Source organism: Stenotrophomonas sp. 116085_Sma (assembly GCF_056479585.1).
In genome coordinates this window covers 1,854,034-1,873,523 of sequence record NZ_CM151057.1, presented here as the reverse complement: position 1 = coordinate 1,873,523, position 19,490 = coordinate 1,854,034, and the positions used below count along the sequence as shown (strand labels likewise).

The 19,490-nt window shown below is 61.3% G+C and carries 22 protein-coding genes and 1 pseudogene; 8 read left to right on the top strand and 15 right to left on the bottom strand.

Features of this window, described 5'->3' with window-relative positions:
- Positions 1–37 precede the first annotated feature (37 nt).
- The gene (locus ACZK0Z_RS08735; RefSeq protein WP_125892001.1) at positions 38–316 is read left to right on the top strand and encodes a hypothetical protein; all 279 of its coding nucleotides are present in this window, start codon (positions 38–40) and stop codon (positions 314–316) included.
- 212 nt (positions 317–528) lie between these two features.
- Here the strand turns inward: ACZK0Z_RS08735 and ACZK0Z_RS08730 are convergent.
- Positions 529–2,758 (bottom strand): annotated as a pseudogene (locus tag ACZK0Z_RS08730) (methyl-accepting chemotaxis protein).
- A gap of 147 nt (positions 2,759–2,905) precedes the next feature.
- Here ACZK0Z_RS08730 and ACZK0Z_RS08725 point away from each other — a divergent pair.
- Positions 2,906–3,115, top strand: coding sequence for a hypothetical protein (locus tag ACZK0Z_RS08725; RefSeq protein ID WP_139338727.1), 210 nt, complete (start codon positions 2,906–2,908; stop codon positions 3,113–3,115).
- 96 nt (positions 3,116–3,211) lie between these two features.
- Here ACZK0Z_RS08725 and ACZK0Z_RS08720 read toward each other — a convergent pair whose 3' ends face one another.
- From ACZK0Z_RS08720 to ACZK0Z_RS08695, 6 genes are all read right to left on the bottom strand, one after another.
- A complete protein-coding gene (locus ACZK0Z_RS08720) occupies positions 3,212–3,595 on the bottom strand; it encodes a response regulator (RefSeq protein ID WP_032971140.1) in 384 nt (127 codons plus the stop codon).
- A gap of 183 nt (positions 3,596–3,778) precedes the next feature.
- Positions 3,779–4,252 carry a BLUF domain-containing protein gene (locus ACZK0Z_RS08715; protein WP_006375647.1) on the bottom strand — a complete coding sequence of 158 codons (474 nt, stop codon included), beginning with the start codon at positions 4,250–4,252 and terminating at the stop codon, positions 3,779–3,781.
- A gap of 61 nt (positions 4,253–4,313) precedes the next feature.
- A complete protein-coding gene (locus tag ACZK0Z_RS08710; RefSeq protein WP_032971143.1) occupies positions 4,314–4,589 on the bottom strand; it encodes a hypothetical protein in 276 nt (91 codons plus the stop codon).
- 93 nt (positions 4,590–4,682) lie between these two features.
- The gene (locus ACZK0Z_RS08705) at positions 4,683–5,117 is read right to left on the bottom strand and encodes a BLUF domain-containing protein (protein ID WP_006375649.1); all 435 of its coding nucleotides are present in this window, start codon (positions 5,115–5,117) and stop codon (positions 4,683–4,685) included.
- Positions 5,118–6,302: 1,185 nt separating this feature from the next.
- The gene (locus ACZK0Z_RS08700; RefSeq protein WP_006375651.1) at positions 6,303–6,680 is read right to left on the bottom strand and encodes a hypothetical protein; all 378 of its coding nucleotides are present in this window, start codon (positions 6,678–6,680) and stop codon (positions 6,303–6,305) included.
- Between the two features lie 2 nt (positions 6,681–6,682).
- Positions 6,683–7,201, bottom strand: a complete 519-nt coding sequence (locus ACZK0Z_RS08695) for an H-NS family nucleoid-associated regulatory protein (RefSeq protein WP_032971149.1) — start codon at positions 7,199–7,201, stop codon at positions 6,683–6,685.
- Between the two features lie 222 nt (positions 7,202–7,423).
- On the opposite strand from ACZK0Z_RS08695, the gene ACZK0Z_RS08690 reads away from it, so the two are divergent.
- Positions 7,424–7,798: an HNH endonuclease gene (locus ACZK0Z_RS08690; RefSeq protein WP_076739360.1), complete on the top strand. Its 375-nt coding sequence runs from the start codon at positions 7,424–7,426 to the stop codon at positions 7,796–7,798.
- Between the two features lie 276 nt (positions 7,799–8,074).
- On the opposite strand, the gene ACZK0Z_RS08685 is transcribed toward ACZK0Z_RS08690, so the two are convergent.
- The gene (locus tag ACZK0Z_RS08685; RefSeq protein ID WP_006375655.1) at positions 8,075–8,689 is read right to left on the bottom strand and encodes a relaxase domain-containing protein; all 615 of its coding nucleotides are present in this window, start codon (positions 8,687–8,689) and stop codon (positions 8,075–8,077) included.
- 10 nt (positions 8,690–8,699) lie between these two features.
- Complete coding sequence (locus ACZK0Z_RS08680) at positions 8,700–9,398, bottom strand: ankyrin repeat domain-containing protein (RefSeq protein ID WP_158229329.1); 699 nt, start codon at positions 9,396–9,398, stop codon at positions 8,700–8,702.
- Between the two features lie 183 nt (positions 9,399–9,581).
- Between ACZK0Z_RS08680 and ACZK0Z_RS08675 the strand changes: the two genes are divergently transcribed.
- Positions 9,582–9,863 carry an ankyrin repeat domain-containing protein gene (locus ACZK0Z_RS08675; protein ID WP_032971158.1) on the top strand — a complete coding sequence of 94 codons (282 nt, stop codon included), beginning with the start codon at positions 9,582–9,584 and terminating at the stop codon, positions 9,861–9,863.
- A 25-nt stretch (positions 9,864–9,888) separates the two neighbouring features.
- On the top strand, positions 9,889–10,461 hold the full coding sequence (locus ACZK0Z_RS08670) for a hypothetical protein (protein ID WP_006375657.1): 573 nt from the start codon (positions 9,889–9,891) through the stop codon (positions 10,459–10,461).
- A gap of 6 nt (positions 10,462–10,467) precedes the next feature.
- On the opposite strand, the gene ACZK0Z_RS08665 is transcribed toward ACZK0Z_RS08670, so the two are convergent.
- The 4 genes from ACZK0Z_RS08665 to ACZK0Z_RS08650 form a co-directional block, all read right to left on the bottom strand.
- On the bottom strand, positions 10,468–13,380 hold the full coding sequence (locus ACZK0Z_RS08665; protein WP_049400616.1) for a UvrD-helicase domain-containing protein: 2,913 nt from the start codon (positions 13,378–13,380) through the stop codon (positions 10,468–10,470).
- Between the two features lie 64 nt (positions 13,381–13,444).
- Complete coding sequence (locus ACZK0Z_RS08660) at positions 13,445–14,035, bottom strand: thermonuclease family protein (RefSeq protein WP_080103076.1); 591 nt, start codon at positions 14,033–14,035, stop codon at positions 13,445–13,447.
- 3 nt (positions 14,036–14,038) lie between these two features.
- On the bottom strand, positions 14,039–14,416 hold the full coding sequence (locus ACZK0Z_RS08655) for a hypothetical protein (RefSeq protein WP_032971159.1): 378 nt from the start codon (positions 14,414–14,416) through the stop codon (positions 14,039–14,041).
- A 2-nt stretch (positions 14,417–14,418) separates the two neighbouring features.
- Positions 14,419–15,138, bottom strand: coding sequence for a hypothetical protein (locus ACZK0Z_RS08650; RefSeq protein WP_049400617.1), 720 nt, complete (start codon positions 15,136–15,138; stop codon positions 14,419–14,421).
- Positions 15,139–15,367: 229 nt separating this feature from the next.
- On the opposite strand from ACZK0Z_RS08650, the gene ACZK0Z_RS08645 reads away from it, so the two are divergent.
- From ACZK0Z_RS08645 to ACZK0Z_RS08635, 3 genes are read left to right on the top strand one after another with little or no spacing between them, the layout of a single operon-like run.
- Positions 15,368–15,829 (top strand): LexA family protein, encoded by a 462-nt coding sequence (locus tag ACZK0Z_RS08645; RefSeq protein ID WP_006375705.1) that lies wholly within the window; start codon positions 15,368–15,370, stop codon positions 15,827–15,829.
- A 1-nt stretch (position 15,830) separates the two neighbouring features.
- The gene (locus ACZK0Z_RS08640) at positions 15,831–16,232 is read left to right on the top strand and encodes a hypothetical protein (protein WP_006375707.1); all 402 of its coding nucleotides are present in this window, start codon (positions 15,831–15,833) and stop codon (positions 16,230–16,232) included.
- A gap of 39 nt (positions 16,233–16,271) precedes the next feature.
- On the top strand, positions 16,272–17,534 hold the full coding sequence (locus tag ACZK0Z_RS08635) for a Y-family DNA polymerase (RefSeq protein WP_049400618.1): 1,263 nt from the start codon (positions 16,272–16,274) through the stop codon (positions 17,532–17,534).
- Positions 17,535–17,549: 15 nt separating this feature from the next.
- On the opposite strand, the gene ACZK0Z_RS08630 is transcribed toward ACZK0Z_RS08635, so the two are convergent.
- Entirely contained in the window at positions 17,550–18,362 is an 813-nt protein-coding gene (locus ACZK0Z_RS08630; RefSeq protein ID WP_006375711.1) for an abortive infection family protein, read from the bottom strand.
- A gap of 49 nt (positions 18,363–18,411) precedes the next feature.
- Positions 18,412–19,479, bottom strand: coding sequence for a Shedu anti-phage system protein SduA domain-containing protein (locus ACZK0Z_RS08625; RefSeq protein ID WP_006375713.1), 1,068 nt, complete (start codon positions 19,477–19,479; stop codon positions 18,412–18,414).
- Positions 19,480–19,490 lie beyond the last annotated feature (11 nt).

Here is a 19,490-nt window from a genome sequence, read left to right as displayed (position 1 = left end):
CTCTTCTGTGTTGATGTGCCTGCTCGCGGAGGGCTTGGTGAACGACGAGGTCAGGGACGCATTTTTGCGTCTTCAAGAAGCAATGAATCGCATGCATATACGTGTTGCGGCGCTGGAAGCGGCCACAGTGCTCCTGCTTCGCACGAACGCCGGCAACGCCAACGTCGCAGACGAGTTTGAGCGCAGCATTCGGCACTACCTCCAAGGGATGGACCAGCACCGGGACCATGTCTTCGCGTTCGAGGAGATCGTCGAGCCATGGCTGGGCATCCTGAGGGAACCATTGGCTGGCATTCCCCCGTCTCCGAGCCGCTGAACTGCCAAAGCGGAGCGGCCATCGGGCGGCCGTAACCTCGGCCAATGCCATTGCCGCCTCGCCGCCTCACGGCGCAAGGCGCCGAGCTTTCGGCGCGCTTGCGGGTCTGAGGCCGCCATCCAGGCGGCCTCACCCACGGTGACTTCAGCGGCAACTTCGGTCAACCATGCCCTGCGAGCGACCATGCGTTCGCACTGGCCTTGGAAGGGCGGTTAGAACTCCTGCCAGTGCGCTGCGTCCGCAGATACCTGCCGTGCGGGACGAGCTGGCAATGCCTTCGGCGGGGTTGGCTTGCCCGCGTAGGCGGTTTGAGAAAGGCGGGAGCCGTCCACAGCACCTGGCTTGGTCAAGCTTGCACTGGCCGTGGCTGGCGTCTTTCCCTGCGCGCGTTCATTCACCTTGAAGACCGCGACGGCGGTTGCCAGCTGTACCGACTGGTCTTCCATGGATCGGGCAGCGGCGGTCGCTTCTTCCACCAACGCGGCGTTCTGCTGGGTCGTTTCGTCCATCTGAGAAACAGCCTGGTTCACTTGCTCGATGCCCGACGCCTGCTCCTGAGAGGCGGCAGATATCTCACCAATGACGTTGGACACGCGCTCAACCGAGCTGACAATCTCAGACATCGTCTGGCCAGCCTGGTCAACCAGCGCCGATCCTTGAGCGACCTTGGCCACAGAGTCCTCGATTAGCCCCTTGATCTCCTTGGCTGCAGAGGCAGAGCACTGTGCCAACGTGCGCACCTCGGAGGCCACCACGGCGAACCCTCGACCCTGGTCCCCGGCTCGAGCCGCCTCCACGGCCGCATTGAGTGCGAGGATGTTGGTCTGGAAAGCAATGCCATCGATCACGGAGATGATGTCCCCGATGCGGCGCGACGAGGCTTCGATACCCCCCATCGTCTCCACTACTTTCCCGACCACTCCACCGCCCTGCCCGGCCACGCGCGAGGCCCCACTCTGGCCAACTCGCTGGCCTGGCGTGCATGCTCGGCGTTTTGGCGCACGGTGGAGGTAAGCTCCTCCATGGACGCCGCCGTCTCTTCCAAGTTGGCCGCTTGTTGTTCGGTGCGTCGCGACAAGTCGCCATTGCCCGCGGCAATTTCCGTCGACGCGGTATTGATTGCCGTGGATGCCTGCTGGATGCGGGAGACGATATCGGTCAGCTGAGCCACGGTCGCGTTAGCGTCTTCGCTCATCGTCGCAAAGACGCCGCGGAAGTCGCCTTCCATGCGGTGGGTCAAGTCGCCAGAGGCAATGGCCTGAAGCAAGGTGGAGACGGCGCTGAGGCTGTGGTCAGCTGTCTCCATCAGACGGTTGAGGTCCGAAACCATCAATTCAAAGTCGTGCTGGAACGCAGACGTGTTACCGCGGGCGGAGAAGTCGCCGTCGGCAGCCGACACTGCCAACCGCTTGATCTCCGTGTTGATCGCCAGCAGACTTGCTTTGGCAGCGTCCATCGATTCGTGGAGCACGCCCGGGAGCCGGGCAGGCGTCGCGCGTCACGCCGCAGGTCACCGGCCGCATACTCGTTGAGCACTTGGATGGCATCCAGGATGGCCTCAAGGTGCTCGAACACCATTGTGTTCATGCCCTTGGCCAGCTCGCCGTAGACACCGGGCAGGTCCTCCGGAATCCGGTGCGAGATGTCTTCGGCCTCGTGAAGCTTGACCATGACCTTGGTGTCGTTCGAAAAACGCTCCAAGGTGGCAACCATTTGACGGAGGGAGAGCAGCATCTGGCGCGCCTCATCGCGGCTCTGGTAGTCGGTTCGCACGTTGAGGTCGCCATTGGCCACGCTGCGGATAGCGGGCAACGCCTCACCAATGGGCCGGGTGACCGAACGGCTGATCGCCCACCCCAGCACGCTTGCGACCAAGTACAGCACCGCCAAGACCAAGCCTGTGATCGACATCAGGTTGTTGAGGCTTGCTGCGTTGGTTGCGAGTTCAGCCTTCATGCCGCGAAGGTTGTATTCGCTGACTTTCTCCATGGCGTCGAACAGCGCCACGCGCTTTGCCCTGGATTCTGTCACCGAGATCGTCTGCGCGGCCTCGGCATCGCCAGCGAGGAGCGCAGCGTGAAGCTGATCGTGGATGACAAAGTAATCGCTCAACGCAGCGCTGACCGGCTTGAACAACGCGGCATCTTCGCCATCGGCGAAGGACCGCAGGTATTGCTTCACCAGCTCGTTGATCTTGGCCTTGCCCGCCACGATCCGCTGTTCGTATTGCTTGACGGCCTCAGCGGAAGTGGCTTCGCTGACCTGGGAGGTTTCGTAGATGCGGAGATCGCCGAACTGCGCACGCATCTCTCCGATGGCATAGCTGCCAGGCGCCCAGACGGACTCAATCCTGGACAACTCCTGCTTCGAATGTGACGCGCGGACAATAGTGAAGATGCCCAACGCCAAGGTCATGCTGGTCGTTATGGCGAATGCCAGCATCAGTTTTTTGGAGATGCTTCCGACGTGGCTTCTTCGGCGCACAGGAAGAACACGGCGTCGCCGTGGCTTGAAGCACTCAACGCGCTATGAATGGAGATAAGCGCGGCGAAAGGAGACCTGACGAAGGCCTCCTGGTAACTGTGGCCTTTGATCTCGCTCGCCGTGGCCAACAGCGCGCTTGGCCTGCTCCGCTCGATCAGAAAGCGGCCGATTGCTGGAGTCGGGAAATCCAATGGCGAACGACGTATTCAGGAGCCAGTTCTTGAACGCTGTCTGCAGGACAACGATCTGGTCGCCGTCTTGAAAGTGACGGTGCTGAACGACAGTGCTTCTGATGATGCAAGTAGCGCGCATTGATGGGCAGCAGCGACGTTCGCTTCCAGCGTATCCACTGTAAAGAGGAAGGCTTGCGGTCCAATGCACTCCAAAGGGCGGATGCATGTTGCCAGTCAGCTAGCGCACGTGCGCGCCTGCCGGTTCGCCTCTGCAATCTTTGCCAAGCGCCTCGATCCAGGAAGCGATCTGTTTGACGCCGTAGGGCTTGGACAAAACACCCCGATCCCGGTGCCGGCTGATCACATCGTTCGGATGAAGCGTGGAGGTAAAGAAGACAGCGATGCCATCGCGCCGAAGTTCGTCTGCCAACTTGTATGCACTGCGCCGGGCGTCAGGGCTGGCGGGCACATCCAGAATGACGACGTCGACGTGCCCCGCTTGCGCTGCGCGCAAGGCTCCTGAGCTGAATTCCAAGCATTCGACGTCATAGCCGAGCTCTCTTAGTTCGACTCCAACCACCTCACAGATGGAGGTTTCAATGTCCACGAAGAGAACGTTCATGTGGATTGCCGTTCCACAAGGTCGGGTCAAATTTTCCACACGGTCAGCAGCTGGTTCAAGCTAGTTGGGACGACTTCTGCTTTCGGCAGACGGAATCTGCTCAGCTTTGCCAACGCTTCATCGGGAGCGCGAGAGGAGCTCCCAGCATCCTTCCGCCGGGTGACAGACCAGTCGCCACGATGTTCATTTCGCCTCCCCTTCGCTGAGTGGTTTCGAGAGGGGCCCCACGTAGACTGAGGCAGACGGCCCTCCCGTGAAGCGCACAAGGAGATCCATCGCCGTTGCATTCATTGCGTCCGCATCGCCCCGCTGAGAGAAGCTGGCCCAGTCTGCCATCGCGATGCTCTGCAGCTGGCCCTCCTTGGCCAAAAACAGCCGCATAGGCCACCGCGGCAGCCGACGTTGCGAGACACGCCCGCGTGCCAACTCGATGAAGTTCAGGTGGCTGCGCGCTTCGGATGCCCTGGCGTAGGCAACGCGAAGGCCATCCGGTGGACCCTCCAGGTAGGACAGGAACCGGGCCCCGTCGTACAAGGTCACCCCGGTCACGCCGGCCTGTCTGTTGAACCGCTCCGCGTCGGCTATCAACTCAACCAGCCGCCCAAGGCTAAGGTAGGGGCTGGCCTCACTCACAAAAACCACCGCACGGTTTGGCATGACACGCTCCTAAGATTGCTTCAGACCCAACAACCTGACGGGTCGGGAAGAGCAACAAGTGCTACACGGCAACCTTTGATTTTGCCTTCCAGGCGCCTGTTTCCAGATCCTTCCGCAGCACCCAGTCCTTCGCCGGAATCTTTGCCCCACGGGCGGTCAGGTAGTCCGGCATGAATAGCATGATCTCCCCCCCTTGAATCAGACAGCTGGTCGAGAGGACCACGCCGTCACTGAGCTCGACCAAGCAGGTGGCTCTCTCGCCCAGTTCAGCCTGCTCGCCTGTCAGGGACGCGGTGGCCCCTGGGTAGATGTGGCTGTGAGTAAATTCCAACCGCATGGCATGCCCCTGTCGAATGCCTCAAATTCATGACTCCCCTGCTTCCACTGTGCAACGTGAATCGGGCGGCCTACAGAGGAAATCCGTTACCCATCACTGCGGAACGTCATCGAGACGATTGCCGACCAATGCGGCAAGCCGCTCCATCCCCGTTTCTGGGATGAATTTCCCTCCGAAGCGTTGGGAGAAATTCACCCAGTTCGACCTCATCAGTGCTTTGAGCTCGGCTTCTGAAATCCGCAGGAAGAGCAATGCATGCGCAGGGAACCGCAACTGCTGGATGGATCCCCGCGCCAGCTCAACGATTTCGGTATGCAGGGTGAAGGACTGGGTGTAAACGGAGCTCGCAGCCACCGCACTCGCTGTGCCTTCCAAATATGTTAAAAACCTGCTGCCGTCGAAGCATACAACTGCACGCGAGCCGCACTTGGCATTGAACTCTCGGCCTGCACGCATGACTTCGGGCAAGCGCTCCTCACCGATCTCTTCCACAGCCGCGCTTACGAACACCACCGCACACTTAGACATTACGGGCTACCTTTCACTCGGCACCAGTGCAAGCCGGCCAACGTGGATCAGCTGTGTACAAAACGCAGGCCAGCTTGAATTTCAGTTTTCAGTTGCGCTATTCCTGAACCTTTAAGAGTGCACCATGGCTAGCCCCGTCCCCGACTCAAGTTGGCTGCAAGAGCGATGACCTCGCTAGGGATCACGGCCCCGAGGTGCGCGAGAACCGCGGCTTGGACGACCTCTGTGTTGCAGAGGAAGAATATCCCGTCTCGCGGCCCAGCCGACGTCAGAGACCGGTTGACACTGATCACCGAAGCTGGCACATCGCTCACGAACACTTCGTGAAACTTCGACCCCGCAAAGCGCGCTTCGAGGGCTCTCCGACTTGCTTTCGTGTCCTGCCGTAGCGCCACACCGTATTTTCCAGACAATCCGATGCCACTGGCGGTAAATACGTAATGATCTTTAAACGAGGTCAACCACACCAGAATCGGTCCGCCCTCGGCGAGAACGCGTCTGTGAGCAAGCTTGCTACGTATCATCGGGCTGCTCGTTGTTGGCCTGATTGATCGATTCGCCCCTCTTGTGGCTCCGTGGGCGGCGCGAATTGCGAGCTACGAACGATGGACAGGATCAGTATCCGACAGCGGCAGAGGTGAGGGCAACGCCTGCGCGCCGCCCTTCATTTCGGCCGTCCGGGTAGATGGGCTCACCGCACCACAAACGGCCGATCTGTAAGCGAAACAAACCGAGCGGGCTGTGTAGGGCTTAAATCCTTTGGCGGCCCGCCAGGCTCAGCCGAAGCGCTCATTGCTCCGCCGATTCATCCCCCCCCCGGTGCACGCGAGACAAACGCCATCCACGTGCGACCTGAAATAGCCGGTGTCGCCCGTCAACGAATAGCGGACTCCGGCCCAAATCGATGTCGCTGTGGGGCTGTGCCAAGCGCGAGTCCTCTGGCAGGCGTGGCGAAACGAACGTATCATTTCGCTCTCCTGCGGCGCAACCATTCCCGGCAGGACAGCGCCTTGAAGAGCGCGATTACAAGTTGGAGCAGCGCCAGACCAGTTGCGCAGGCCAAGATAACCATAGCAAGAGGCAAAAGTAGCTCCATGATGGGATCCTACAGGCCCGCGGGTTGGCAGCAAGTCAAGGCGCCCGGGCCATTGGCGCTCAGCAATCTCCTGTTCGCTTGGGGTGAGATCACCACAACCGCGTGACAGTGGCGTGAAAGTCGTGTGGCGATCGCAAGTAGCTGGCGCATAGCGAGCTGCCGTCCGAACGCAGGTTGGCTCCCGTGTGCGCCGCCATGACGGCAGCCCCCAACAGGTGCACCTGGGTGCGCCCGTTGTCCTGCCACCCTTTGGGCAGCGATTCAATGGCCGCCAAGGCTTCTTGCCCTGACAGGCATTGGATGCAGGTCAGGTAGGACCATTGAAGGCCCACTTCCTCGCGCAAGCGCCTGCCGGCGGCCTTCTCGTCCAATCGGCCCTCGGCACTGTCCAGCAGCACGTGGGCGGCCGCAATGGCTTTGCCTTGGGGCGAGAGCCGGCTCTTCTTCTTGGGGAACAGGCCGCGCATGATCAGGCCTTCTTGCTGGCCTTCTTGGCGACGGCATTCTTCGCAAGTTTCTTGACGGCCTTCTGGGCGGCCTTCTTCACCGGCTTGCCCGTCTTCTTGGCCACCCTGGCGGGAGCTTTCTTCACCGTCCCATCAGCCGACGGGAACTTCGCTCCGGGGTTGGCCTGAGCCCACGCCTTGCCCTCGGTGGACTTGGCCCACGCGGTGAAGACCTTGGGGGCCAAACCCCGACCGGCCCACGTCTCACCGGTTGGGAGGCGATACTTCGGCGCCACCTTGCCAAGCTTGCGGCCCTTTCGGGGTCCCGGGGCAGCCTTGGCGGCACGCGCCGGCTTGGCGTCGATCGTTTCCCCGATGAGCTTGGCCACCTGCCGCCGCTGGGCCGGACTGAGGACCTTCGCATACTTCTGCAGGACCGCCAGGGCTTTGGGCACCTCGCCGTCGCGCTTCTCCACCAGCTTCTTCTGGGCTTCGAGCTGTTTGATTTCGGCGTTAAGGGATTTCAGGGTAGTCAGGGCCAAAGGAGCACTCCGGTCGGGAATCCAACGGTTATAGCCCATCGCTCCGGGCATGGCCACCCGAATGGGCCCCATCTTGACACCCACCAGCCTGGGGCGCGATAACTCCCTTGCCGCGAGGGGAAATGCCCCCGGCGTATTGCCTGCTTAGCTCAAGGCAACAGGTCCCGATTCGATCGCACAAGCGACGACGGGATGGTTTTTCCTGTCTTTTGAGATCTAAGCATGCCCAACCTCCAACGGTTGAGAACCGAGGCTTTCCTCGCCCAGAAGGGCCGGTGCTGCTATTGCAGCGTGCCGATGTGGAACGCCTCTCCCGATGAACTAAAGCCGTTCGGCCTGCGCGCCAAAACGGCCACGCCGCTTCGCTGCACCGCCGAGCACCTGGTGGCCCAGCAAGAGGGCGGAAAGGACGTGGCCGGCAACATTGCTGCCGCCTGCTGGCTCTGCAACACACGCCGGCACAAACGCAAATCGCCGCCCTCCCCCGAGGCTTACCGCGCCTTCGTGCAGAATCGCCTGGCGAAGGGGAAGTGGCACCCGCCGAGCGTGGCCAAGTTGCGCCTCAGAACGTGTGGAACGCAACCACCCGACGGATGAGTTCCGCCACGCTCACATGCTGCCGCTGCGCCTCGTGGCGGGCGCGGTCGGCCAGGTCTCGGGAAGCCCGGATAGGCGGCAAGCGGTCGTCCCTGCGGCCGGCAACGGGAGAGCGCAGCAGCGGGGGGCGCGCAAGGTAGGCGGTGAGCCATTGGCGCACGGCTTCGCTCTCGCTCACCCCGGCTGCTCTAGCGCGTGCGGCCAATGCCTGGCGCAAGGTTGAAGAAAGGGACACTTTCGGCAGCACGGCCGTCAAGGGAGGCTTGGACGTCAGCGTCACAGCCTCTGCCTCAGTCGGCCCACGGGGGCTGGGCGGAAGAAGCGCTCCAATCGTTTGGTCTCCAGCAACGCTTCCATGAAGGCCCCCATGGCGTGGGTATAAGCGTCCTCGCTGGCCGCCAACCGCAAGCTCAGCGCAAGCCGTTCCCACTTTCCGTTCGGTGCGCATGCGATGGCGAACAACCAGTGGTGCGTCCAGTCATCCTCCAACCGATCGGATGCAACGAAGAGCACCCGGTGATCACGCTGGAACGGCAGGGACGACAGCGCCTGGTCAACCGCATGGCGGTGGGCAGCCTGTAGCCGTGCCCTCTCCTCGCCGTCGGTATCCAGCAGCGCGGCGAACCCTTTTGGCAGGCGCAACGAAACGCGGTAGCCCGCCGCCCGGGCGTGGTGGCCCTCGCCTTCCCACAACCGCGGCTGCCCATCGAAATCCTGGCCCATAGCGAAGCGCCGCATGGCCTCCTCGGTCACTGGCCCACCGGGCTTCAACTGGGTCAACCACGCACCACCCCAGCGCAACGCGGCCAAGGGCGCCTCCAGCAGTTCTGCGAAGGCGAACCCATCGGCGAACACGTCCTCCCGGCAGAGGCAGGTGAGTTGCAGGTTCATGGGATCACCCTCATAACCGTGCCCTACTATTCGGAACGGCTTTCGTTGCGCCAGGGAGAGTCGCATCCAAACGCAGGGCCTCTTGTTCCGTTTCCCATCTCCATAGGCGATCGCGTATTTGCGGACGTTGCTGTTCGAGCCACGCATCGGGACGTGGCTCTGCATTGACAAACTGCAACCAAGCCTTCGAACGCGGATTGGCCCCTGCCTGCAACAACAGGTCGAGCAGCTCCACGTTGCCCGCCAGATAGGCGAAATAGATTGGTGACCGCCTTATCTCGCCACAGTCGTAATCCGCGTCCGGATCTGCGCCAGCTTCGAGCAGCACGCGACAAACCTCGAGCCACCTTCGCCCATTTTCTTCCCATGGACTGTCCTGCATAACAGCAAAAATAAGTGGCGTTTTTCCATCTTTTCGCTCCCGAGCGTTCACATCAGCGCCATCTGCAATCAACTGCTCAAGCTCCCTCAGCTGGAACCCTCCTTCGCGCTCGAATAGCTGAAAGATGGGTGGCATCCGGCGATGTCTCCTCCATTTACCCATGCGTTTCTCAATGACATAGCGGGGGATCAGGATTGGAGACAGCAGCGTCAATACAAGGAACTCCACGCGAACCTTCCAGATCGGCTCTTGAAATAGATTTGGTGGGTCACGCAAATTCTTTAACCATCCCCGCACACCCTTTTTGATACTTGCCACGAAATTCATGTCAGCCCCCATGGAATACATTTGTATCCCTTCAGATCCATGCAAGCAGAAAGGGACATTCTGTCCAGAGGGCTTTACTGACTAAAGCGAAAAAATGCTGGGGTTGCACGACAGTTTGCCAAACTGTCACCCTCCCCTTGCGCGTTTCCGCTACAGCGGAAAATCAGTGGGTCAGGAGGACGCATGGCCAACACCGACTTACTCGCTGCAATTCGACAGCGCAACCCCGCCCAGGTGGACCTGGCGATCGGGCGCGGGGCCCAACCCAACGCGCACGACGCCCGTGGCTACTCGCCGTTCCACGTCGCCCTGCTGACCGCTGACGCACCAACGGTTCGGGCGTTGCTGGACAGCGGAGCTGATCGGTTGGTGAGCACGAAGTTGGCCCAGGCCCGGAACATGGGCGCCAAGACCTTGGTCGCGTATCGTCACGTGCAAGCGCGGCCGCGGGAGGCTGCGTGGTAGCAGGAAGCTGGACTAAGATGAGTCCATGCCCGTATCACCCGACAAAGCCTATCGGCTATTGAAAGCCTTCGGAATGCTTGAGTTCCAGCTTAAGCAGACTAGCGAATTCTTTCAGACCAAGACCCCAAAACCGCCCATCTGGAAGGTGTTCAAGATCGGCTCATTCGAGATCGATGTGCGTCTCAGCGCCTTGCCAGCACCTGCCCCCGTTCCCGTGGTAGACGTGGACTGGAACAAGGTGGATCGAGCGGTGGCGCGCTTGGGGCAAGCATTCGTCGCACTCGTTCCCCTTCCCACTCAGAGAAAGCTGCTTGCTCCACCACGCAATCGGCCGAAAAGGGAGCGCATTGAGTTTGACCAGACGGGCCGACCACGGGCGACCTACCAGCCCGTCAACCTGCCCCATAACGACGCCGAAGCCTTGGTCGTTGCGATGCGACGCGTTAGAAACAACCTTTTCCATGGCGGCAAGGAAGACCCGCTGGAGGAGACGTATTTCGGAGAAGACAACGATTGGGCGGTGGCCGCCGCAGATGTTGCGGATGCTCTGTTGGATCTTCTCGACCGCCAGTTGCTCCGACCCGTTCAAGCGCCCTGACCCACTTCAGTCTTCCTTGGTCGGTGGGCAACGTGGGAACCTGCTACAGGAGTGGAACACCTCCTTGGTCGCACGATTGACGCGCTCCACCAGCACGCCCTGACCACACACCGGGCAGGCTTCCGCAGGCTCCCCTTCCGTCCTTACGATTTCCACGCCGTGATCTGCCTGGAGCTCCACCAGGAACTGGGAAGGTTGGTGCTGGGTGGTGTAAACCACTACCGAACGCTTCGCACGGGTGAGGGCCACGTAGAACAGTCGTCGCTCTTCGCCGAACTCGAACATCTCCGGCTCGGGCATGGCCAGTTGGAGAATGGGATCGTCCTGGACCTGGCTGGGGAAGCCCAGGGTGTCTTGCACCACGTTGAGCAATGCCACGAAATCGGCTTCCAGCCCCTTGGCCCGGTGGATGGTTAGGAACCGGAGGTCGATCTTGTCCCCGAACCGCTGACGCCACGCTTCCAGCTCCTTGGGTTTGTCGTTTCTGTAGCGCCCCAGAACGAGCATGGAGCGCAGCGGCTTCCCGTCGGTAGGCTCCGGCAGTTTGTCGTAGAGAGACTGGATGTTGGACTTCAAACGTCCGGGGATGTCTTCCACAGTTGGCAGCGCAACCACGCTCACCCGGGGGCCCTTCAATGGGTTTCTGGTGAAGACCTTCTTGACCAACTGCATCGGGTTCCTGGACACGAACTCCGACGTGAGATCGCACAACGACTGCGGGCACCGAAACGTCTGGGAAAGGTGTCGGATGGCGGCATGGGGGTGGGACATCTGGAACCCCGACATGATCGCCAAGTCGGCGCCGGCGAACCGATAGATGCTCTGCCAGTCATCGCCTACTGCCGTGAACTGCGCACCGCTGGCGTCAACGATCGCCTGGAGCAGCCTCATTCGTGCGCGGGAAGTGTCCTGGAACTCGTCGGCCAAGACCATTTTGACGCCGCAGGGAAAACGGCCAGCAACGATGTGGTCGGCGGACTGGTTGAGCATGTCGTCGAAGTCCACCAGCCCCTCCGCGGCCAAACGGTCTTCCCAGCGCAGGGCAACGGCCTCGTAGAGGTCGAGGAACAACTCCATGCGCGGCACGAAGGCGCCCGGCAATGTGCCGATGCGTTCACGGGCCTGCTCGACCGTCTGCCGCGAGCCCTTCATGTGCTGCTGGAACACGCGCATGACTTTCGCGATGGCTTGTGGCGACACCGGGTCATTGTCCGGAGGGACGCGGTCAGGATCGAACACCAGGTCGATGCCCCTGGACTTGAACAGGTCCTTGAGCGCGGCCAGGGCGGCCCCGGTGCGCAGACCATGGGCGGTGGTTTCGAACAGCCGGGTGCCCTGGTCGCGGTGGAGTTGCCGCTTCCAATGCACGCCCTCCAGGTAATCCTTGAAGGCTGGAGGCGCCTCGCCCTTGGCGTTGAGCGCGAAGTGTTCGTGGAAGACGTCGATGTCGGGGTAGTAGAAGTCGGGGCGGTATTGCCGCTTGGTGGCCGTGCGGGTGTCGTGGGGATACGGTTCTTCGTAGCGGTAGTTCACGCCGTGGAGGAACAACCAGTCCGCGATCAGGCGCTCCGATTTGCTCTTGACGATCTCCCCGCGCAGCGTGCGAAAGCCACGCTTTCGCTGGCTCTCCGGGTCGTAGTCCTCCGGCTCTTCTCGCGCGTCCCACCGCCCCACGTCCTTGAAGTAGAGCAATCGGAAGAGATCCCACTGCGCCGCGAACGTCGGATTCTCGGCACAAAGTTCATCGACCAAGTGGCCGATGAAAGCCTCGTCCTTGCCATTGCTCAACCAAGGCGCCGGGGTGGGCATTTTCCCCGTCGCCGCGCCGATGACTTCCAGTCCGAACGCATGGAAGGTCTTGGCAGCGATGCGATCAGCCCCATCGAGGTGGCCCAACCGCTTGGCGATGCGCTGACGCAACTCCTCTGCCGCGTCGGCGTTGAACGCCAACAGCAGGATGTCTTCCGGCGCGCACAATCCCTGTTCCAGCGCGTAGCCAGCCTTGGCCACGATGGTGGAGGACTTGCCCGAGCCCGCGGCGGCCACGACCAGCAGCTCGTCGTCCATGCAGACCACTGCCTTGGCCTGCTCCTCGGTCAGGGGGTTGGACTCCACCCGCTCGAAGAACGAGCGTTTGGCCTCCATCTGGTGCGCCTCAAAAGCGGCGTTGTGCGCCGCTACTGAGGCTTCAAGCCATGCTTCCGCGGACGGCTGATATTCGGGCGGGGCAACATCTCGCCATGCGCGAGCCGGCCACTGGGGAACCATGCTCCCCTTCAACATCGCTGCCGCCGTTCGACGGCCGATCCAGCCTCGGCTCTCCAACTGATTTCTCAACGCGCTTGACCAGCGCTGGAGCGCCCTATCGAAGACTTGGCGATTGTGCCGCTCTACCGTTTGGTCCACGTAGGACGATGGCGTGATTCCCAGCAAGGGAAAGCTTGAGTTGAATCGCTCCCTCGCTGGACTCAACTGGGGGTGGTTGAACAGCGCCCCCCATGTCGGGAGTCCAGCAATGATGGGGGAAGGAATGCTGTCCCTAACCTTCTCTACGGTGGCCGGCTCAATAAAGCCATCCGTCTCCAGGCGCCGATTAAGTCCGCGCTGCCATTCGTTGAGTGCCTTCTGTCCCCTTAGGGCGTGCGCGGCGATGCTCTCTGGAACATGCTGGTCGAGAAAGCGTTTTAGCTCCTCCGCTTGGTCCGGCTTTAAGCCGCCGAGCAGTTGATCTCTTCGCTCCCCTGAAATGACGAACTTACACTCCCCCGTGGCGGGAAATGCATTCTTCCGGCGGTAGGCGAACGCCTGTAAGAGAACAAGTGACCCCTTGAAAGGGACGTGCCCGCGGGCAGAGAGGGTAAATGTTTCTCCATCCGACGAGAACAACCAGTCGTCCCCCTTGAACAGGGCACTTCGCAATCGCGATGGCTTCCATGTCGGCATGCTTACCCTTACTAGCTGAATTCACCCATGAAGCGGGCACTCAGCGGCGCTGCTTCCGCCACTCCCAAGGCGGAACAAAGTCATCTCGCCACATTCCTGCCCGCGTGGCCTCTGCATGTTGCTCGGCCGCCACGTAATCCGCGGAATATTGCCTGTAGGCCAACGCCCACCCGTTGCTCACCAACCATGCCTGCAAGTCGTCATTACCGACGAAACAACGGGCCAAGACCCGTTGGTATCGATCCGCGCCCTTTGGATGACAGGTCACTGGACGACCTGCAATCCAATCGCTAAGGGCCATGGCCGCTTCTTGGCCACAGGCCCAATCTTGCGATTCCGACCCACACCGTTGGTTGGCCTCGGGAGCATCAACGCCTTCCAAGCGGATCCGCGTGCCATGAATTTCCAACGTGTCAGCGTCAATAACCGAGCTGCGGCCCACCAGGATATTGGCTGCTGCCGGCAGAGAAGCGGGAGGCGCTGTATCCGATATTTCCGCGACCTCCGGAGGCGCCCGCCACCACTGCGATGCTTTCTTTAGGCCGGTAAGGGTGGCCGCAGCAAGAATCGCCACGGCAATCACTTGGACGAACCGTTTGGCATTGGAGTGAACAACGACCTTGCGGGTCATGGTTCAGCGCGAGAAGAGCACGAAAAAGACGACTGCAATGACGACCAATCCCACGATCCAGACGGTGTTGTTGTTCTTCGTCACCTTGATCCGCGTTTCACCGCTGGCGGTCTTGTAAGAATTTTCCATCGTGAAATCCGAGCCGATAGCATTCAAATCCTTGGCAGTTTGGACATCTCGTTGCATTTCCACGGACGACGCGTTGAATCGGCGCACCGCATCGGCATCAGACTTATCCAGATCCAACTGCTCCTGCCCGGCCTTTAAGGCCAGCTCCTTGCGCTGCTCGGGTGTCAGCTGGTTGATCAAGTCCTGGCGGAATCGCCCACTCTCGGTGCTCAATCCCGTGCCGCTCTGCTTTTTCGTCAAATCGTTGCTCATTGTCATCCCAACCAATTCGTGAACTTCTTCCACATCGACACTTTCGGAATGGCGATGTGCACCTGGATGCTTCCCTGGGGCAATTCGATGGCGTGGGTCACCGCCGTCTGGTATTCGCCGAGCTGGGCGATGATCGCGTCCAGCCGCTGAAACTCCACTTTCAGATAGGCCAGCCGGCTCAACGATTCTTCGCGAATGGCCTCGGACATCAACGCCTCGGCTGCGGCAACGTCCCCGTTGGCCAACCATGAAACCCGGCCTTTCAAGCGATCGGAAAGGCTGGCGGTTTCCCCGTGCGCGACCACCTCTTCGATCGCGGGTCGCAAATCCTCCCTCCACCGCTCCTGGGTGGTGCGAACATGACGGGTCATGGGCCGGAAGTTCGCATTCCGAAGCTTCTTGACCAGATCGTAGCGCACCGAATACGGCAGCCGCGGTGGAAGCAGGTTGAGCAACCGCTCGGCCACCTCGCCGCTCATTCGGACCGCTCCCGATTGCCAGTTCGGGTAGGTCTTTCGGGCGTAAGCACCGGCCGACCCGCCGTAGTGGCTGGCGTATGCCTGGAACAACAATTCGAGCGAATAAGGATCCAGCGCCAGGAACAGGCGCTCCACATCCCGGTCGATGCCACCGAACGCCGTGGTCAGCTCCCTGCGCTGGGAGACGACATAGTTGCCGTAGCTGCTGTAGTGCCGCCTCCCGCGGCCCTTACGCCTTGCCATAGATTCCCCGATTTACCCCGCCGAAGGAGCATACCCGAGGCGGTCCAGTCCTGCGCGTGGAACCGCCCGCGACCGGCGCCACATCGGTTTCACGCCTTGCCCCACCCTCGCAGTGACAAGGGGTTGGGCCCGTTCAGCGAAATACTAAATGACGAGGGTCTGGAGGCGGAGCTAGCCTGTCTCCCCGGTGCGTCTCACCGGGTGATTCTGACTTGTAGAGACTTCCGCCATGCTCGACACCACGCTTCCGCCCGGTTACCTGGGCCCCGCCAACCTCCACGCGACTCCCCTGCCGCTGCTCCTGCTGCCGGTGCGGGCCACGTGTGGCTTCCCCTCGCCTGCTGAAGACTTCTACGGCTCGCAGGACGTGCTGGACATCAACCAGCGGGTCGTTCGAAACCCGGTGGCCACGTTCTACGTTGAAGCGGACACGGGCACGTCTATGGTCGAGTTCGGGATCTTCCCGGGCGACACCCTGGTGGTGGATCGCTCCCTGACCGCCCGCCATGGGGACATCGTCATGGTGTGTTGGGAAGGCGGCTTCACGGTCAAGCAATTGCGGCTGCGCGCCGGGCGCTACGAGCTCCATTCGGGCAATCCTGCCAACGCCCCCATCGTCGTCCCGGAGGACGTGGAGCTCGACGTGTGGGGCGTGGTGACCTGGTCTTTCCGCAAGCAATGGAGGCGCTGACATGGACGATGCAAGCCGCTGGAGCCAGCTCAAACCGATGGAAGGGCCCCGCTGGCCGATCCGGTGTGGCCATGCCTTCACCGCCGACGATCTGGCGCGCCTGCGCGAGGGCCTCTGGCCGCGCGACATGGACGACCGGTGGGCGGTGTGGCTGGACGGGGAAACGCTGCGCTGCTGGCGCTCCTGGACCGGCACCTGCATCTACGAAAGTCAGGTGACCCTGGCCGAGGACGGCACCGGCGTGGCGGTTGTCGTGGACGTGCTCGACGACGGGGACACCTACCGGCGGGCCGCCACCGATGAGGGCGAACTGGAACGGTTCGAGGGGGTGCTCTCCCAGGTGCGGCGCCGCGAAAACGACGGCGACGCACTGGCTGGGGTGTCGATCGTCCAAGAGGCGTGATGCGCCATTGGCACTCCATGGATCAGAGGGAACGTTGACGTGTTCGGCTTGGTGGACGGGAACAACTTCTACGCGTCTTGCGAGCGGGTTTTCAACCCGTCGTTGCGCGGCCAGCCGGTGTGCATCTTGTCTAACAACGACGGCTGCGCGATCGCCCGCAGCCAAGAGTGCAAGGATCTGGGCGTGAAGATGGGCCAGCCCATCCACGAGGTGCCGCCCCACATCCGGCGGCAGCTGCGAATCTTCTCGGCCAACTTCGGTCTCTACGGTGATCTGTCAGGTCGCGTGGTGTCGGTGCTGCGGGAGTGGTTCCCGCGCGTGGAGGTCTACTCCATTGACGAATCGTTCGTGACGTTCGACGGTGTGCCGGCGGAACAACGTGAGGCGATGGCCCGGCAAGCGCGTGCCCAGATCCTCCAATGGGTGGGCATTCCGTGTTGCGTGGGCATCGGTCCTACGAAGACGTTGGCAAAGCTCGCCAACAAGCTGGCCAAGAAGACGTCGCACGGGGTGGTCACCGCCCTCCCCGGTTCGCCCGAGCTGGAAACTTATCCGGTGGAAGACGTGTGGGGCGTGGGGCGCAAGCTCACGGCCAAGCTGGGCGCCGAAGGCATCCTCACCGCGGCCGACCTGGCCCGCGCCGATCCCGACACCCTGCGGGCCCGTTACGGGGTCACGCTGGCCCGAACCCAGCGGGAGCTGCAGGGGGTGGTGTGCAGCGACCTGGAGGAAGTGGAACCGGAGCGGCAGCAGATCGTTGTGTCGCGCTCTTTCGGCCAAGAGGTCACTTCGCTGGATGACCTCCAGCAAGCCGTGTCCACGTTCGCCCAGCGGGCGTGTGAAAAGCTGCGGTCGCGCTCGCTCCAGGCGAGTGGGGTGTGGGTGTGGCTCAACACCAACCCCTTCAAGCCCGGCGCGGCGCAGTATCACCCCAGCAAGGCCTTCAACTTCATCGGGCCGACGAGTGACACCCGCGAAGTGCTGTTGGTGGCGCAAGGGTTAGCCAACGCCATGTGGAAGGACGGCTACCGCTACAAGAAAGCCGGCGTGGGATTGCTCGACCTCACGCACGGCGACGTCCATCAGGGCGACCTGTTCGCCGGCATCGACCCCCGCTCGCAAGCGCTCATGAAGGTCATGGACCAGGCCAACGCGAAGTTCGGCCGGGGCACCATGGGCATGGCGTCCTCGGCTTGGCGATCGAAGGGGCCAGCGCTGGCCAAGCCCGTGTGGGCGATGAACCAGAAAAACTTGTCGCCGGCTTACACCACTCGCTGGGATCAACTTGTGCGGGTGCGGTAGCAACTCGCCAGACGACTAAAACGGGATCTCCAAGTCCTCGGCAGCAGCCGCTTCTTCTTGCTGCCGTGCGAGCTTCCACTTCTCCTCGCAGGCCTTGATGAAGCGCACCGTGCTGGCGACGTTGCTGGCGATCAGAAGTGCCTCGTCGTATGCCAGCACCGGATTGTCATGGGCCATCGTGTGGTTGTTCCGCACGTAGTCGTATTGACCGAAGATCGTGGTCGCGCCTTTCAGGATGTGCTCTGCCATCTGGGAAGTCAGAAGACCTTCTTCCTTGACGCGCTTCACGTAGGCGCCCATAAGGCCACCCAATGGCACCGACCGGTCCCTGGGGATGCCGTGCTCCTCGCAAAGCTTGCGAAGGAACTTGACCAGGAACGTATGTAGCCGATCCAAGCCTTGCTCTGGCTCGTTACGCTCGAAGCACTCCCTGGCGGCTTTAGCCACCTTCTGGAAGTCTTCTGTGTCGCCATCGATGGCCTCGATGTCCTCCACCGGCTTGGCTTGCGCCAGTCGCGCTGCAATGGCTTCGCAATCCCTGAAGAGTGCCTGCCGCTCCAATGCCGAATGCCCGGTGTCCCGGCAGTGCTCTAGCAGTCCGTGGATGACCCGCCCCACCAACGAGTCATCTTCTCTGGTCCAGAAGCTGCGCAGGTGGTTGGCTTTGGACGAGCCATTGCCACTGTATGCCCCGCCATAGATGTCTCGATTAACCTCCTCTTCGAAGAACCGAGCAAAAGAATTGTTCGAAAAATCGAGGACGTAACCACTGCTCATGCCGAACAGATCTTCAAGTTTCCGTTTCTCGCGAGGACTCAAACTGGACATGGGTGGCTTCGCAAGGCTCTAGGAAAGGTCCCGACGATTCGGCGAATGATCACCATGGGATATCGTCCTCCTCAACCGCCGACTCCGCATCAGCACCCTCTGCGGGGCTCATCATTTCAATAAGGCGCTCGCCTTGAGCCAGCAGATGGTCGTAGGTCATTACAGAGATGCCGTGGAGACGGCGATTGAGCCCATGAAGTGCACGCTGCTGTTCGTCGGTCCATCCGTGCGATCGGCCAATCACAATCGTGGCGCGGGGGTGATAGGCCACCACCTCTTTGTGGTCTAGAAGCCCATCTTTCGCAGCTTGGTGGAGGATGTCCAGATACCGGTGGCATTGGCCGATGGCCCGGGAAACGTCTGCCGAAAAGTAATAATTCTTGTGAGCGGCGTCGTAGAGCAGAACCTCTTTGTCCGGCCGTTTCAACTCAACGATGTCCCGATAGCCGGCGATCACGTTCGGCAACAACAGGTCAAGGTTGTCTCCAGTCGAAATGGCCCTGACTTCGTCACGGACCACATAGGCATTTCCGAACGCCCAACAGTGCTTCTCACACCAGGCCTGATAGGTCTGCTCCCCTGCCTCACCGCTTCCCAGATTGGAGCGCAGTTCGGCCACGGCTGATCGCATCTCGCTCAGACGGATTGACCCACGCAGCGCCGTGCTCAACTCATGCGTGAGTTCAGTGCTGGACAAATGGCCCAGCAACTCCGACTGCGACAGGACCTTTGTCAGGGCACCCACCAGTTCTTGAGGATCGTGGCCCGTCAGGTTGGCCTCGCCGTTGGCCACCCGAATTAAGATGAACTCACCTGTTTCCGACTGAGCGGCAAGGGGCAGATGTGTCTGTAGGTATTTGAGCAGCTGGAGGGACGAAGTTTCCGACAACGTGAGGGTCTTGGCCTTGTCCTCGATCCAAGGCTGATCCTTCGCCTTCACGAAACCTTCGAGCTTCAGCGAAAATGTGGTTCGACCATCGCTATGTGGAATGAACCAAGCCAGGGCGTGCAGCTTGCTCTTGCTGGTCTCATTGAGCACAACTGGTGGTGCGTAGTCCACCTTGCCACTGCTGGCCGTCTTCCTGACGACCTTCTGGACTTGTCCTGGCTTTTCCATATCGCCTCCCC